The organism is Pseudomonas sp. ChxA, from assembly GCF_030263855.1.
In the GTDB taxonomy this organism is placed as follows: domain Bacteria; phylum Pseudomonadota; class Gammaproteobacteria; order Pseudomonadales; family Pseudomonadaceae; genus Aquipseudomonas; species Aquipseudomonas fluorescens_CB.
Map to the genome: position 1 here is coordinate 2758653 of NZ_JARPMK010000001.1, position 16374 is coordinate 2775026.

Annotated in this window: 11 protein-coding genes; 5 read left to right on the forward strand and 6 right to left on the reverse strand. The window is 60.8% G+C overall.

Annotated elements, in window-relative coordinates:
• The first annotated feature begins 8 nt into the window (after positions 1–8).
• The 3 genes from P5706_RS12395 to P5706_RS12405 are packed head-to-tail and all read left to right on the forward strand — an operon-like array spanning position 9 to position 3521.
• Positions 9–1349: an ABC transporter substrate-binding protein gene (locus P5706_RS12395; RefSeq protein WP_200434820.1), complete on the forward strand. Its 1341-nt coding sequence runs from the start codon at positions 9–11 to the stop codon at positions 1347–1349.
• A 3-nt stretch (positions 1350–1352) separates the two neighbouring features.
• Complete coding sequence (locus tag P5706_RS12400; protein WP_285679410.1) at positions 1353–2120, forward strand: ABC transporter ATP-binding protein; 768 nt, start codon at positions 1353–1355, stop codon at positions 2118–2120.
• Positions 2121–2132: 12 nt separating this feature from the next.
• The gene (locus P5706_RS12405; protein WP_285679411.1) at positions 2133–3521 is read left to right on the forward strand and encodes an FAD/NAD(P)-binding protein; all 1389 of its coding nucleotides are present in this window, start codon (positions 2133–2135) and stop codon (positions 3519–3521) included.
• A gap of 1104 nt (positions 3522–4625) precedes the next feature.
• Here P5706_RS12405 and P5706_RS12410 read toward each other — a convergent pair.
• From P5706_RS12410 to P5706_RS12425, 4 genes are read right to left on the reverse strand one after another with little or no spacing between them, the layout of a single operon-like run.
• Positions 4626–5873 carry an efflux RND transporter periplasmic adaptor subunit gene (locus tag P5706_RS12410; protein ID WP_285679412.1) on the reverse strand — a complete coding sequence of 416 codons (1248 nt, stop codon included), beginning with the start codon at positions 5871–5873 and terminating at the stop codon, positions 4626–4628.
• A complete protein-coding gene (locus P5706_RS12415) occupies positions 5863–7344 on the reverse strand; it encodes a TolC family protein (RefSeq protein ID WP_285679413.1) in 1482 nt (493 codons plus the stop codon). Before P5706_RS12415 ends, P5706_RS12410 begins: the two co-directional genes overlap by 11 nt.
• Positions 7337–8536 carry an ABC transporter permease gene (locus tag P5706_RS12420; protein ID WP_285679414.1) on the reverse strand — a complete coding sequence of 400 codons (1200 nt, stop codon included), beginning with the start codon at positions 8534–8536 and terminating at the stop codon, positions 7337–7339. The genes P5706_RS12415 and P5706_RS12420 overlap by 8 nt, the downstream gene beginning before the upstream one ends.
• Positions 8533–9240: an ABC transporter ATP-binding protein gene (locus P5706_RS12425; protein ID WP_285679415.1), complete on the reverse strand. Its 708-nt coding sequence runs from the start codon at positions 9238–9240 to the stop codon at positions 8533–8535. The genes P5706_RS12420 and P5706_RS12425 overlap by 4 nt, the downstream gene beginning before the upstream one ends.
• A 359-nt stretch (positions 9241–9599) precedes the next feature.
• On the opposite strand from P5706_RS12425, the gene P5706_RS12430 reads away from it, so the two are divergent.
• Together P5706_RS12430 and P5706_RS12435 are read left to right on the forward strand one after the other, a co-directional pair.
• Positions 9600–10352: a TetR/AcrR family transcriptional regulator gene (locus P5706_RS12430; RefSeq protein ID WP_099550527.1), complete on the forward strand. Its 753-nt coding sequence runs from the start codon at positions 9600–9602 to the stop codon at positions 10350–10352.
• A 297-nt stretch (positions 10353–10649) separates the two neighbouring features.
• Complete coding sequence (locus tag P5706_RS12435; RefSeq protein ID WP_285679416.1) at positions 10650–13013, forward strand: YncE family protein; 2364 nt, start codon at positions 10650–10652, stop codon at positions 13011–13013.
• A 545-nt stretch (positions 13014–13558) separates the two neighbouring features.
• Here P5706_RS12435 and P5706_RS12440 read toward each other — a convergent pair.
• Together P5706_RS12440 and P5706_RS12445 are read right to left on the reverse strand one after the other, a co-directional pair.
• Positions 13559–14620 carry an FUSC family protein gene (locus tag P5706_RS12440; RefSeq protein ID WP_285679417.1) on the reverse strand — a complete coding sequence of 354 codons (1062 nt, stop codon included), beginning with the start codon at positions 14618–14620 and terminating at the stop codon, positions 13559–13561.
• Positions 14621–14753: 133 nt separating this feature from the next.
• On the reverse strand, positions 14754–16370 hold the full coding sequence (locus tag P5706_RS12445) for an NADP-dependent glyceraldehyde-3-phosphate dehydrogenase (RefSeq protein ID WP_285679418.1): 1617 nt from the start codon (positions 16368–16370) through the stop codon (positions 14754–14756).
• Positions 16371–16374: the final 4 nt, after the last annotated feature.

Genomic DNA, 16374 nt, shown 5'->3' on the forward strand with positions numbered 1-16374 from the left:
AACCCAACATGCGTGCAACCTTGAAACGTTCCCTGCTCGGCGCCGCCTTCGCGCTGGCAGCCCTGGCCGGTGCTGTGCCCCAGGCAATCGCCTCGCCCGACCAGCAATTTATCCCGCTGGCCACCTACCGTGTCGGCGCCTATGCCTCCAGTGGCGTGCAGGTGTGGGCCGGGATGATCGACTACCTGCGTTACATCAACGAGGTCGAAGGCGGAATCAACGGCGTCAAACTGGTGTGGCAGGAATGCGAGACCGAGTGGACGGCGGAGAAGGGCATCGAGTGCTACGAGCGCTTCAAGAATGGCCTGGATGGCGCGCCAGTCGCGGTGTACCAGCCTAACGGTGCGCCGGCAGCCTATGCGCTGAGCGAGCGCGCGGAAGTCGACAAGATCCCGTTGATTACCCTCGGTTATGGCCGCACCGAAGCCACCGACGGCACCGTGTTCCCGTACAACTTCCCGGTGATGCTGACCTTCTACAGCGAAGCGTCCACGCTGGTGAATTACATTGCTCAGCGCGAAGGCGGCTTCGACAAACTCAAGGGCAAGAAGATCGCTACGGTCTATCACGACTCGGCCTACGGTCGCGAAACCCTCGGCCCGCTGAAGTTGCTGGCCGAGAAGTACGGCTTTGAAAACATCCAGATCCCCGTGGCCGACCCCGGCAACGAACAGTCGGCGCAATGGCGTCAGGTGCGCCAGGCCAACCCGGATTGGGTGTTCCTGCGCACCTGGGGTGTGTCCACGCCGGTGGCGGTAAAAACCGCTGCGCGCTTTGGCTTCCCGGTTGACCACATCATCGGCGATATCTGGGCCAGTTCCAGCGAAGACGTGCTGCCCGCAGGTGCCGCCGCCAAAGGCTACCTGGCGCTCACGCCTTACCCGGCAGGCGCTGATTTCGAGATCCATAAACGCCTCAAACAGTCCATCCTCGACAAAGGCCACAGCGACCTCAAGGACCTGAAAAACTTCGGCAGCGTCTACTACAACTCGGGCCTGGTGAACGCCGCTGTGGCGGTGGAGGCGATTCGCACTGCCCAGGCCAAGTTCGGCAAGCGCCCGCTTAATGGAGAAGAAGGCCGTTGGGGCCTGGAGCATCTGAATATCGATGACACGCGTCTTAAAGCCATGGGCTATCTGGGCCTGATGCAGAACCTCAAGCTGTCGTGCCGCGACCATGAAGGCGGCGGCTCGGCGCGTGTGCAACAGTGGGACGGCGCCAACTGGACGCTGATCAGCGACTGGATCGCCGCTGACCGTGCGCTGCTGCGCCCGCTGATCGATGAAAAGTCCGCTGCGTTCGCCAAGGAAAAAGGCCTGACGCCGCGTACCTGCACCGGGGATGAATAAGCCATGCGCCAGCCCGCCGCTGAACCTGCCAGCCCGTCACTGTTAAACGTCAATGACATCGAAGTGATCTACGACGGCGCCATACTGGCGGTGGCCGGGGTCTCGCTGCACGTACCCAAGGGCGCCATCGTGGCGTTGCTGGGGGCCAACGGCGCCGGCAAAAGCACCACGCTCAAGGCCATTTCGGGGTTGGTACGCGCCGAACGCGCCGAGGTCAGCCGTGGCGTGATCGAGTATGCCGGCCGCGATCTGGCCGGTATCGACCCCAGCCAACGGGTGCGCCAGGGCATGGTCCATGTGCTGGAAGGCCGCCATGTGTTCGGCCAACTGAGCGTGGAAGACAACCTGCGCAGCGGCGGATTTGTGCGGCGCCTGAGCCGCCAAGACCTGGAGCATGACCTGGAACGCATCTACGCCTGGTTCCCACGCCTCAAGACCAAGCGCCACACCCGCGCCGGGCTGACCTCGGGCGGCGAGCAGCAGATGGTCGCCATTGGCCGCGCCTTGATGACCCGGCCGACCTTGGTGTTACTCGACGAACCCTCCATGGGCTTGGCGCCGATGATCGTGCAAGAGATTTTCGCGATCATCGCCCAGCTTAACCGCGAACAGCAGGTAAGCTTCCTGATCGCCGAACAGAACATCACTGTCGCGCTCAACTATGCCTCCCACGGCTATGTGCTGGATACTGGGCGCGTGGTCTTGAGCGGCAGCGCGGCTGAACTGCTGGCGCGCGGCGATTTGCATGATATTTATCTGGGCAAACAGTAAGGGCGAATGTGCATGACTGAAACCATCCGCAACGCTGATGTGCTGATCATCGGCGGCGGCTTGAGCGGCACGATGCTGGCGGTGCAACTGCTGCGCCAGCCTGGCAAGCGGCAGATCCTGGTGATTGAGCCGCGCAACGAACTTGGCCGTGGCGAGGCCTACAGTGCCGTCGAACTGGGTCACACCCTGAACGGCAATGCGGCGCGCATGAGTGTCGACCCGGACAACGCCGATGACTTGACCCAATGGCTCACCGACTACATCGGCGCCGGTGGCTGGCCGGAGTCGGACCAGCAACCTGTACCCATCAGCGAATTGTTCCCGCCACGCGGGATTTTTGGCGTGTACGCGCAACAGCGTCTGGCTGAAGCCAAGGCGCTGTCGGCTTCCACGGTCGAGCATATTCGTGCCGAGGTGGTCGACCTGCAAGTGGATGCCGACGCAACGTTGTTGACGCTGGATAACGGCCAACAAGTGCGCGGTGCGTATGCCGTATTGGCCACCGGCATGTTCCCGGCCGCGCGTACGCCGCAGACCGAATCCAGCGGCTTGAATGCAGCGGCAGTGGACCCGTGGGACGTCAAGGCCATGCGCCAGATCGACCCGCAAGCGACGGTGCTGATCATCGGTTCCGGGCTGACCATGGTGGATGCCGTGGTGTCCCTGGAACAGGCTGGCCATCGTGGGCCTATCGAGATATTTTCGCGCCACGGCCTGCTGCCCCACGTACGCCGGCAACCGCCGAGCTGGGTGGATTTCCTGGCCGAAGATCACCGCCTGCGCAGCCCTCGGCGGTTGCTGCGCGAGGTGCGTCGCCAATGCCAACTGGCGTTGGAACAGGGCATCGATTGGCAGGCGCCGCTGGACACAGTACGTGCGCATATCGGCCGTTTGTGGAGCCAGGCCAGTGAGCGTGAGAAACGCCAGTTCGTGCGCCATGTACGGCCGTGGTGGGAGAGCCATCACCATCGCTCACCGCCGTTGAGCGCGCAGTTGGTGGCGCGGTTGCATGAAGCCGGACGGCTGCGGATTCAGGCCGCGTCGTTCAGGGGGCTGGTGGCGTCGGACAGCGGCGTGACGATCAGGCTGCGACGGCGCGGCGAACAAGCTGTCACTCAGGTGTCGGGCGCTGCGTTGATTAACTCCAGCGGTATTGAGTACGACTGGCGGCGAGTGGCCAAACCGCTGCCGCAGCAGTTGCTCAAACGTGGGTTGATCAAGCCTGGGCCTTTGGCGTTGGGGATTGCGGCGGATACATCAGGTGCAGTGCTGGATGCTCAAGGCCAGGTCAGCCGGCGGTTGTTTGCCATGGGCCCGCCGTTGCGCGGGATGTGGTGGGAGAGCACGGCAGTCACCGATGTGGCGCTCCAGGCCAAAGCCCTGGCCGCCAGACTCACCTGACTCTGAATGTGGGAGCTGGCTTGGCTGCGATGGCCATAGGCATCTACACAACTATTGGCGTCTGGGGTGTCGGGCTGTTTTATCTTGGGGGCATATCCGTTATTTAGGTCACGGCGACTTATGGTTCCGCTCTTACAGCGGGTCACTTTTGGCAAACGCCCCAAAAGTAACCAAAAGGTCTGTGCCCCACCACTCGGCCCCTCGCTTAGGCTCGGTGTGCCCTCACTCCGGCTTGAATCCGTGGGCCGCCGCGATGGGCCATCCTTGGCCCAGCGCGGCTAACCCGGCGTCCTGCCGGGTTACCCACGGATTCAAGCCTGCGTTCGGCCATCGTGGTTAACGGGGCGTCTCAGATCAAAATCAAGATCAAGATCTACAGCACGGCGGCCTGAAAGCCGATCTGAGTGGTTGAAGCAAGAGCCAGATCAAGTGCAAGGCAAAAGCCTATCTGAATACACTGAAGAGTTGCTTTTCTGTGGGAGCTGGCTTGCCTGCGATGCAGACACCTCGGTGCATCAGTTACACAGAGTTGATGCTATCGCAGGCAAGCCAGCTCCCACATTAGACCGAGTATGGCTCTGCTGTTGCTGTTGCTGTTGCTGTTGCTGTTGCTGTTGCTGTTGCTCTGGCCCTTACATCCTTTTCGATGACGAAGTCAGCGGTCTTTTGATCTGCGCTTTTGATCGTGATCTTGATCTGAAATCGCCCCGTTAAACACGATGGCCGGAATTCGACAGTGATTTGGGGGGTAAACCGGCAGGGATGCCGGTTTAGCCGCGCTGGGCCAAGGATGGCCCATCGCGGCGGCCCCCCAAATCACTGTCGGATTGCGGGCATGCCGAGCCTAAGCGAGGCACCGAGTGTTGGGGCGAAGACTTTTTGGTTACTTTTGTGTCTTTACAAAAGTGACCCGCTGTAAGAGCGGAACCAATAGAAGCCGTTACCGCAGCAATGGATATGCACCCCGACCGACCACCCTCCTGGTCAGCCAGCCCGTTAACGTTGTGTAGATACCCAAGCTGCGATGGTGGTGGGTCAGGCACAACTGTTTTAACTGACAGTCCGCCATCGCAGGCAAGTCAGCTCCCACCTTTGGATCTCCAGCTATTTTGATGTTTTTACAAACCCCGGCTTGAGCCCAAACACCTCGACACCTTCGGCGGTTGACTGTCCTGTGGTGACTTTCACTCGCTCAACCGGCTTATCCATCGCGGCGCGATACTCCACGCTCATGTCCGCCTGGATCGCCTGGCTCGGCACCACAATCGCCTGCGCATTGTTGTAGGTGACGATGGTCAACCGCGCACTCATGCCCAGCCGCACCCGCTGCAATTGCTGCGCAGTGAGCGTGGGGATCGACAAGGTGATGGGAAACTGCGCGCTGCCCTGGCTGTCGCTGGCAATCGCCAGGCCGCTGACCACGCTGACGGAGCCGGTGAGGCGCTCGCCGTCAAAACCGTCACCCATCACTTCCACCGCTTGGCCCTGGTGCAGTTGGTTGATGTCCAGTTCCGACACCTTGGCGACAATTTTCAGCCGTTCGATATTGGCCAGCCCGAACAGCACCTGCCCCTGGCTGACCTTGCTGCCAGCCTGCACCGGCGCGTTGTTATTGGCTCCCGCTGGCGATGAGTTATTGCTGCCCGGCGCCGGCACCACGATGCCGGAGAAGGGCGCCTTGACCTCCTTGCCTTCCAGCAGCTTATGCAGGGCGTCGTATTTCACCGTGGCGTTGGTCAGTTCCATCTCGGCGATTTGTCGGTATTCGCCTTTGCCTTGATCCTGCGCCTGCTGCAGCTCGCTGCGGGCCGAAGCCAGGTCCAGCTGTTGCTGCTGGGTCTGCTGCTTGAGATCGTCCAGCTCGTTGCGCGGGATGATGCCGCGCTTGAACAGGTTTTCACTTTCGGTGAGTTTGCGCTGGGTGTTGCCGGCGGTCATTTCTGCGGTGCGCAGGCTACGGCGTGCGCGGCTGACGGCGGGGCTGCTGTCCCAGTCTTGCATCTCTTGTACGGTGCGCCGGGCCTTGAGTTGGGCGGAGAGCGCATCGCGCAGTTGCACTTCGAGGGTGGAGGGGTCCATGCGCAACAGTACCTGGCCGGCCTCGACACGTTGGCCTTGCTCAACCAAGTTGACCAGTACATTACCGTCGAACGGCGCGGTGAGGGTGATGGTGGTGTCGGGTTCGATCTTGCCCACCAGGCCGATCTGGTGCACCAGCGGGTCGGGCTTGACCGCCAGCCATTGCTCGGTTGCGGCCGGCTGACCGGTAGCCGGGCTGCGCAGGGCAATGCCTGCGCCCGCCAACAGCACGACAATCACGGCACCCAGCAGGTATTTTTTATTAGTAGTCATTGAGGGCGATTTCCCAACTTTCCAGCGTCATGCCCAGGGTCAAATCGAGCTGGGTCTGGGCGTTCAGATAAGCGATCAGTGCATTGAGCCGGGCGTTTTCGGCGTTGCGCAGGTCAGTCTCGTAACTCAACACCTGGAAGTTGGTGGAGCGCCCGGCGCTGAGTTTTTCCCGCTCGATTTCAATCTTACGTCGCGACAGCTCGACGGCGCGCTGGGAGATTTCATATTGGCGCCAACGCGTGCCCAGGTCGCGCACCACGTCGTTGACACTGCGTTCCAGCTCCTGGCGCGCATCGGTTATGCGGATCTCCTGATCTTCGACATTCACCCGCGCGCGCACCTCGGCCTGGCGGGTGCTGATGTCGCCGATAGGAATCTGCACCTGCACCCCGGCGTAACTGTTCCATGTGCGGTTGTTGCTGTTGCCGCTGTCATTGTTGCTGTAGGCATCGCGTAACTGGTTGGCGCCCGCCACCAGGTCCACCTGCCAGCGCCCGGAGTCCTTGGCGATCACCAGGTTGAGGTCGGCCTGTTGGCTGCCGAGCAGCGCGGCGAGGTACTCCGGCTGCTGGATCTGCGCCAGGTTGAAGGCCTGGCGTTTGTCGATGCTCATCGGCTTGGCTTCCAGGGCTTCGCTGGCGCGGATCGGCGTCGACAGGTCCAGCGCCAGCAGGCGCAACAGGGCCAGGCGGCTGGTGTCGAGTTGGTTCTGGGCCTCTTCCACGCCCAGTTGCTGGGTGGCGATATCGGCTTCGGTCTGCACGATTTCGAACTCGGCCATGCGCCCTGCGCTGATCAGCGCCTTGTTCACGTCCAGCAAGGTGTTGGAGCGTTTGAGTGCGTCCTGGACGATGCTCAACTGCTCCTGGGCGCGCAGCAGTTCGCGGTAGGTGGCGATGATCTGGCTGATGGTCTGTGCCACGGTGGCCTTGAGGTTCAGGCGGTTGGCCTGCTCCGACAGGCGCGACAGGCGCAGCGGCGCGGTGGTGGCGTCCCAGCCACCGCCGCGCATCAGCGGTTGGATCAGCGTGAGGTCGAGGCCGTCGCTGCGGTAGCGGCCGGCACGGTCGGCGTTGTTCAGCTGCTGGGTCCAGGCCATGCTTAACTGGGTGCCGTATTCACTGAGCAAGGTGGCTCTGGGCGCCAGGTTGGCATTGCGCGCGTTGTCGGCCGAGCCGCGACTTTGGCGGTAATAACTGTTGAGGGAGAGCTTGGGGTTGAAGGTGTCTTCGGCCACCCGCAGGTCGAACTTTTGCGCCACGCGTTGCAGGTACGCACTGCGGATCGCCGGGTTTTTGCGTAGGCCCAGGTACACCGCATCACCCAGAGTCATCGTCGTGACCTGGTTATTGAGCGACACACTGCGGTCATAACCACTGCGGGTGGTGCTCGGCGCCGATGGGTTGATCACCACGTCGGTGGCCATGGCCGGCAGGCTTGCCAGGGCGAGTAACCACAGCCATTTATTCATCGCGCAAGGCCTCCACCGGCTGCAGCCGCGAGGCCGAAATCGCCGGGTAGATGCCAAAGAACAAGCCCACCAGCAAGGTGCTGCCCACCCCCAGTGGCAGCGCGGCGGCGGCCAGGGCAAATTCCCAGCCCGACAGCCAGGCGTAGAGCCAGGCGGCGGTCATGCCCAGCACCGCACCGCACAGCGCACCGACCGCCGTCAGGGTGACCGCTTCGAGCAGGAACAGGTTGCGGATGTCACGCTGGCGTGCGCCCAGGGCCATGCGGATGCCGATTTCGCGGCGGCGTTCCGAGACGTTCATCAGCATCACGTTCATCACGCCGACACCGCCGCCGACCAAGGAAATCGCGCCCAACGCCAGCAGCAAGTAGGCAAATGTGCGGCTCTGCCGGGTCATGCCATCGATCATTTGCTGGGGCACCTGAATGTCGACATCGTGGTCGGTGAGCTGGGTTTTCAGGGCAATGGCGGCCTCACGGGCAATGCGCTCCATGTCCTGGCCGGGCGCAGCGCGGATGATCACGTTGCCGATCTGCGGCGTCGGGTAGATGCGCCGCATGCCTTCGGCGGGGATAAACAGCGACTCGTTGGCCTGCACCGGCATCAGCATCGCCCGGGGTTGGTTGTGCAGGATGCCCACCACCAGGAACAGGTAATCGTTGATACGCACACGGTCGCCCAACTTCAGCGGGTTGCCCGGCGTGCCCAAGGCCTGGGCGACCTGATCGCCGATCACGCCGTAGGTTTCGTTGGCGTCGAATGCGGAGAGAAATCGCCCCTCGCGCAGGGCCAGGCGCATGGCGTCCTTGATATCTGCGGTAGTGCCGACAAAGTTGGCGTTGGCCGTGCGGCCTTGGAACACCAGCGGCCCGCTGAACAGGCTGAGTGCGCCGATATGGGCAATGCCCGGCACCGCCTGGCGCACCGCGTCCAGGTCAAGGCTGGCACGCATCGGCGCATTGCTGTTGCCTTTGGGCGGGAACTGGGCGATCAGGGTGTCGGTGCCCATGTCCTTGAAAATCATCGCAGCGTCCACCGCCGCGTTATGGCCGATATTGATCAGGGCCACCACCGATGAGCTGCCGATCACAATGCCCAGCAACGCCAGGATCGAACGTTTGCCCAAGGTGCGCAGGCTCACAAAGGCTTCATGCAGCAGCTGGCTCAGGCTCTGTTCGATCCGCTGGCTCATAGGCGCCCAGCCTCATGCACCACGCCATTGCGCACCAGGATCTTGCGCTCCAGGCGCTCGGCGATGTGTGCATCGTGGGTGACGATAATCAGCGTCACCTGCTGCTCGCAGTTCAGGGCCAGGAGCAGGTCCATGATCTCCTGGGCCGTGGTGCTGTCGAGGTTGCCGGTGGGTTCGTCGGCGAGGATCACCGACGGCTTGCCGACCAGCGCACGGGCAATCGCCACGCGTTGGCGCTGGCCGCCGGACAGGTCGGCCGGGCGGTGGTGGGCGCGCTCGGCCAGGCCGACTTGCGCGAGCATGCGCAGCGCCTGTTCCACCGACTCATGGCGCGACACGCCACGGTAACTGAGGGGCAGGGCGACGTTGTCCAGGGCACTGAGGCGTGGCAGCAGGTTGAAACTCTGGAACACAAAGCCGATTTGCTGATTGCGGATCGCCGCCAGTTCATCGGGCGTAGCGCTGAAGATATCGTGGCCGGCAAACTGGTACTGGCCGCCGTCGGGCAAGTCCAGCAGGCCAAGAATATTGAGCAGGGTACTTTTGCCCGAGCCTGAGGCACCGAGAATGCCGCAGCTGTCACCGCGGGCGATGGACAGGCACACGTCATTGAGAATCGACAGGTGTTGCCCGGCCAACTGATAGCTTTTGCCGATGCCTTGCAGGGAGATCAAGCCTGGGTGCGCGGGGGTATCTGTCATCATGACTACGCCTGCAGTCTCGACGCTATCGCCACGCCCCCGGCAAAGCCTTGTAACAAGTTCGGGAACTGCCTGATACGCGCCACGGACTGGTTTTATTTCTTGTTTTTAAAATATTGTTTGAATAGTAACCGCGTTCAACGCGCTTCGCCAGCCATGGATGTAGAGCGGTTTCACCCATTGTAACGATTTGCCGGTCGCTGGGCGGCGGCGCCAGAAAATCCCTTCGGCTGCCCTCGACAGGCCTGTTTATACGGGCTTTTCATAGCATGGCGCAGTGTCACTACTTGCTTTCGCCGGGCTGCCCCGGTATAAAAAATCAAATTATTTTTTAAAACAATATTTCCCACGTGGAACCTTTCATGGTCGCGAAGAAACTCAGCGCTCCAAACGTTACCAAGACTCGACTGCTGGATGCGACAGAGGCTCTCTTCATCAAATACGGCTATGACGCCGTGTTGCTCCGGCAGATTACCGAGCGTGCCCAGGTGAACCTGGCCGCTGTGAACTACCACTTCGGGGACAAGGATTCCCTGATGAAAACCCTGCTGATGCAACGCCTGGAGCCGCTCAACGAGCAGCGCCTGGAACTGCTCGCACGCTGCGAAGCCGAGGCCGATGGCCCGCTCGACTGCGATACCTTGCTTGGCGTGTTGTTCGCGCCGGCTATGGGCCTGGAACGCAGTGACCCGGCCAGCGGCGAAGGGCGGTCCTTTATTCGTTTCCTGGGCCGGGTGTACAGCGACACCTCGCCGTTTATCCAGGAATACCTCAAGGTGCATTACCAGCCGGTGTTCCAGCGCTTCTTCGAAGCCTTCGCCCTGGCCTTGCCGGATCTGCCACGCAATGAGCTGGGCGTGCGCCTGCAATTTGCCCTTAAGGCGATTTCCGGGGTCATGGCCGGCACCGAGCTGCGCCTGCTGATGAACTCCATGAGCCTGGGCCGCCCGGCCACAGACGCCGAGGTCATGGCCAAGCTGATCACTCTGGTCTCGGCCGCGATTCGTGTGCCGCAACAAAGCCCGGAAGCCGAAACCGCATTGGCCAAGGTGCTGGATACCCAGCGCGCCATTCGCGAACAAGCCGCAGCGCCTGCCACCAAAGCCGCGCGTTAAAAGCTCAAATCCAAGACAAAAAAAACCCGCTGGGGCGGCGGGTTTTGATGTGCAACGTTTGTAACGGATGAGGCTTTACCCTACGTCTGTGGATGTGAATAAATCGTGAAAAATATGTAAGAAAATGGGTGGTTAACAACAGATGTTCGATCCAGCGTGTGTCTGTCGGATTTTTTCTGCAAGCCTACCATTCGTCGCCACTGTCATTTCTGACAGTAGATTCGCTTAGAGCCCCAAGCGCCTCATTCACCTTGCCTGTCGCGCCGTTTCAGCGCGCTAAACCAGCAAGGTATAGCCATGACCACTCCCACTGAAGAACTGTCTACATCCCCTTATTCGGTCTACCCTCCTGTCCGATTGGCTGAGGCGCGTTACAAGGAAACCGCGACGTGGGGCCTGGGCCAGCGTGAAACCGACCCCTACGCGCTCTTTGCCTTCGAGAACTGGGACGCGGCCACCGTCAACGATCTTTATGCGCTCTACTGGCGCGATTCGAGTATGCCGGTGGCTTCAAATGTCGTTACCAAGGTGGCTAATCGCTACAACCTGACCATCCCCAAGACCAAGATTCCGGAGGGCGAATTCTCGGTGTTCGGGGAGGTCAACAGAGCTGCCAGCGGTCAATTGGTGCGCTCGATTCCTGAAACCTATCTGGTAAAAACCAATCGTCCTGGAGGCCTCACGTTCTGGGCGTCCGAACAATTCCACAGAGGCCTGATCCTGTCGGTTGAGAGGTTCCCGCCGGGTGCGTTCCTTAATCCGAGCAACATTACCGGCGGGTTGTGGTGCCTGATTGACAAGTACGACAACATCCGCAAGAACGACGTCATCACCGTCGCCTACGGCGCCACGACCATTGACCATATTGTCAGCCCCGAGGAGGCTGCCAGGCCGGGACCGATCCGGGTGTTTATCAGCCCGACGATTATCCAGACGGGCAACCTGTACGGTCCGGTGGGCGTGGCGTTTATGGTGCGCGATGTGGTGAACAACACCTCCGGGGAGAAGTACGCCTATTCCCGGCCATACATCCTCAACAGCGAACTGGACCCCGACCTGCTTGATCCGCCGATCTTTACGGTGAACGGGGCCGAGGCCTCTATCGTCGATCTTGATCTGTCCAGTGCGGCAAATTTTGCGGTGAAGGTCACCTTGCCACGCAAGACGCCGACGCCGATCCCCAGCAACCGGGTTGTGCTGATAATGGTGATTACCCAGGTTACCAAGTATGGGGAGTCAACCCGAACGCTTCGTTTGCCGGCGGTGACCGACAGTAACATGCGGGGCGAGAGCATTCCCATCGACAACGGCGTATTCAGCTCGTTGATGAATGCCACGATCAGCCTGAGCTTTGAGTGGCAAGCCGCTGGGGGAGAGGTGGTGCACAAACGCTCGGGCAGCAGTGTGGTTCAAGTGGTCGGTACGTCCGCGTTGCGGCTCCTGGCGCCTTCCTTCGATAACAAAGCGGGCCCCCAGGTTGTACTCGCCAGCAACTATCTGAGTGGCGCCGTTGTGGCCGTGGCGTACCAGGGCATGAATGAGGCGCAGACCATCAGGCTCAAATGGACCTCTGCCGATGGCACTGTCGCCAGTATTCCCGTGCAGGCCGGGGTGAGCAGCGGCCTGGTGCTGTTTTCCATCAGCGCCCAAATCATTGCGCAAAGCATAGGCCAGCTCATCAAGTTGTCTTATGAGGTGACGACGGGGACCAATACACAATCCTCGGCTATTCAAGAGCTGACGTTTCAAGCCCAGGGCGGCGGGTTGACCGACACTGTTGATGTCGGAATGGGTCCTCACTCGATCAATATCACCAACGACGGGCTGCGGGCTTTTGTAACCTGTCGGATTAGCCATGCGGTCTCGGTAATTGATATCAGGGCACGTAAAGTCATTCACACCCTCTTCAATGTGAACTCGGCGTTCCTGTCGGTGCTCAGTCCAGACAACCGGCGTCTGTATGTGGGCAATTTTGAAGGGTCAAGTTACACCGTCATCGACACCTCCACGTACAGGATCCTTTCGACGGTTCCGATCGCGGGCGGCAACGACCTTTCGGGGCTCGCCATTACGGCGGATGGCTCGCGATTGTTTGTTGCCTGCACCCGAAATGCCTTTGTGTCCGTCCATGATACCGTCTCGGGCAATGTTCTCGGTCGCGTCGCCGTTGGGGTGAACCCATTCGGTGTAGCGGTCAACCCGGAACAAACACAGGTGCTCGTCGCTTCAATCTCGGTGTTGGATATCATCAGCGCCGGTACCCACAACGCGCTCGTGGCGAGAATCAATGGTACCAAACGGCCCGCACACATTGCCTTCGGTGCCGGTACCCCGGCGCGTTACGCCTATGTCAGTGACAATGATGGCGTTCTGGTTGTTGACCTTATGAGTAACGCCATCATCCAAAAAATCGTGGGTATCAATTTGGCTTGGGGCATCACACGAAACCCGAATGCTCCGGAACTCTGGGTGGGCGGTGTCGGCCCTGGAGGGGTTGGGACCAATCGCGATTCGGTGTACATCATTAACACCAACACAAACCAGATTACTAAACGCCTCACCGGGTTCAGCAACGCTGCAAACATAGCCTTCTCGCCCGCCGCCGGCGTAGCCCTGGTCGTCAATAATGGCTCGGACAGTGTGAGTTTCGTTCCGCTTTAAGGTCCTTCGGTTCTCCACGCAAAACGCACAAAACGTGCAATGGGACAGCACTGCGCCAGTGCGGGCTGTCCCTTTTTCATTAACGCTGGCAATGACACGCCGGCCAGGTCAAGCGCGCTGCCAGCGGGCAATTACTGCGCTCTATGCCTGAAACTTACCTGGTTACGCCTATTCCCGGCTTTACCTCCTCAACAGCGAATTGGACCCCAGCCTGCTTGAACCGCCGATCTTCACGGTCAACGATATCGAAGCCTCCGTCCTCGATCTGGATCAGTGCAGCGCGGCACGTTTTGCGGCGCTGGTCGCGTTGCCGCGCAAGACGCCGACGCCGAACCCGAGCAACCGCGTTGTGCTGATATTGATGATCACCCAGGTTACCGAGTATGGCGAGTCAACCCGTACGCTTCGTTTGCCTGCGGTCCAGTGTGGTCAGGGTAGTAGGCACACCGATTCCCGATGTGTTGCCCATTCCCAATGCTTCACGGCGCTTCAAACATCGTCGGGACAGCGCTACTTAACCGTACGCTGTCCGTTTTGCATGCCCGTCAAATCTTCCAGTGACTCGCTGTCTTGGCCAGCCGCTGGCGCATGGCATCCATATGCGCCGCCAGTTGCAACGTCAACAACCGATACCCGTCCAGCGCATTCTGTACCGGCGATTCCAGCGCCTCGTCATCCGTTGTGTGCGTGGCAGGCCGTTCCAGCCGCTCGGTAAACCCCAGCTTCAATGCCCGCGCCATGCCCACCCACTGCACCCGAATCTGCCGGTGCTCCGCCTTCAACATCACCTGCATCCGTGCCATCGCCTGTTCATCGCGTGGATCGGGCCGGGTATTGCCGAGAATCTCCAGGGTGCTGATGCACATGCGCAGATGCCGTTGGATCGCATCCAGTTCGGTCATGGAGATGCGCACTTCCTTGGACACTGACGGCATCAACGAGCGCAGCTGCAGCATGGCCGCATTCAATCGGTTGAGCAGTTTCAAGTGTTCATCATCCGTGACCGATTGGCCACTGATGATTCGGCTATAGATTTGCGCGCAGTCACGCAACGCGCTGGCCAGGTTGTAGCGCCACGAATACACCGCGTACAGCGGCAGGGCAAAGGAAAACGCCAGCGCCAGCACAATGCCGATAAGGATATCGACGGTGCGCCACAAGCCATCCGAGATCGGGTTATCACCGTGGCCGGCGACGATAAACACCGTGATCGCCGACAGCAGTGCGATGTAACCGCCCTTGCCGATGGCGTGATAGGAAAAGAACCCGCATACCACGGACATCAGCAGATAGGTCAGCAGCGGTATGCCGAAATAGGCCTGTTGCACCACCAGCAGCAAGCCGACGCTGGCACCGATCAGGGTGCCGTAGGCGCGCTCCACGGCTTTTTTGCCGATATTGCCATGGTGCTGCAAGCCGCCGATCACGATCAGCATGGTCACCGACGCCCACTCACCGTGGGGCAGGTTGATGCCGGTGGTGAGCAGGATGGTCGCCAGCAGGCCGATGGACACGCGCACGGCGTGGATCAGCTTGGCATGGCGATAGCGGCGGTAGGGGTCGAGCAAAGGGCGCAACAGGCGCCGGGCGAAGAAGGGCAGGTTCATCGGTATTAAAGTGGCCTCGGTAGTCGGAGTGGACCGGATCGAATGTGGGAGCCGGGCTTGCCCGCGATGCAGGCACCTCGGTCTTTCGGTCAAACCGCAGTGATGCTATCGCAGGCAAGCCAGCTCCCACACTTCAGAAAATGTAATCCGTGGTCAGGAAACTCGAATCACGGTTGCGCAAGATATCGCTGACCAACGCCTTGTTGCTCTCCTGGAACTTGGTCGCCACCAAGGTGCGGATCGAGAACACGCGGAGCGCGTCATGCACCGACAGCGTGCCCTCCGCCGAGTTCTTGCGCCCGTTGAACGGGAAGGTGTCCGGCCCGCGCTGGCACTGGGCGTTGATGTTGATACGCCCGACCTGGTTGGCAAACGTATCCACCAGCCGGCCGACTTCCACGGCATTGGTGCCGAAAATGCTTAGCTGCTGGCCGAAATCCGAGTCCAGCACATAGTCGATCACTGTTTCCAGGTCACGGTACGGCACGATCGGCACAACGGGGCCGAACTGTTCCTCGTTATAAACGCGCATCTGCGGGTTCACCGGGTACAAAACGGCGGGGTAGAAGAACGAGCCGCGACTTTCGCCGCCATTCGGGTTCACCACCTTGGCGCCGTGCTGGGCGGCATCGGCCACCAGCGCGTTGAGGTAGTCGACCTTGCCGACTTCCGGCAACGGCGTCAGCGATACGCCGTCTTCCCAGGGCATGCCGGGTTTGAGCGTGGCCAGTTTGTGGTTGAATTTCTGGATAAAGCTGTCGACGACCTCTTCGTGCACAAACAGGATTTTCAGCGCGGTGCAACGTTGGCCGTTGAATGATAGCGAGCCGGTGACCGCTTCGTTCACAGCATTGTCCAGGTCGACCTCGGGCAGCACGATGCCGGGGTTTTTTGCGTCCAGGCCCAGGGCTGCGCGCAAACGGTGGGGCTTGGGGTGCAGTTTTTTCAGGTCGCTGGCAGCCTTGTTGGTGCCGATAAACGCAAAGATATCGATCTTGCTGCTGGCCATCAGCGCACTGACGGTTTCGCGGCCGCTGCCGTAGATCACGTTGATCACGCCGGCCGGGAAGCTGTCACGGAACGCTTCCAGCAATGGGCGAATCAGCAGCACACCGAGCTTGGCCGGCTTGAACACCACGGTGTTGCCCATGATCAGTGCGGGGATCAGCGTGGTGAAGGTCTCGTTGAGCGGGTAGTTGTAAGGGCCCATGCACAGCGCCACACCCAGTGGCACGCGGCGGATCTGGCCAAGGGTGTCCTGTTCCAGCTCGAAGCGGCTGGAGCGGCGGTCGAGTTCCTTGAGGGCGTTGATGGTGTCGGTGATGTAGTCGCACGTGCGGTCGAACTCTTTCTGCGAGTCCTTGAGGTTCTTGCCGATCTCCCACATCAACAGCTTGACCACCGCGTCGCGCTGTTCGCGCATGCGCCGCAAAAAAGCTTCGACATGCTGGATACGTTCGGCCACGCGCATCGTCGGCCATTCACCCTGGCCACGGTCGTAGGCGCGCACGGCGGCGTCCAGGGCGGTGAGGGCGGTCTCGGCATCCAGCAACGGCGTGCTGCCGATGTGTACGCGCTCATCGCCCAGTTGCACCGGGCTCTGCACCTTGGCCAGCGGGCCGTTCCACACCTGCAACTGGCCGTCGACCAGGTAATCACGCTGTTCGATGGGCGCGGCCAGGCGGAATTGCTCGGGAATTTCGCTGGCGGCGGTGGGAAACAGCTGGGCGAGCAGGTTACTGGTGGTCATGTCG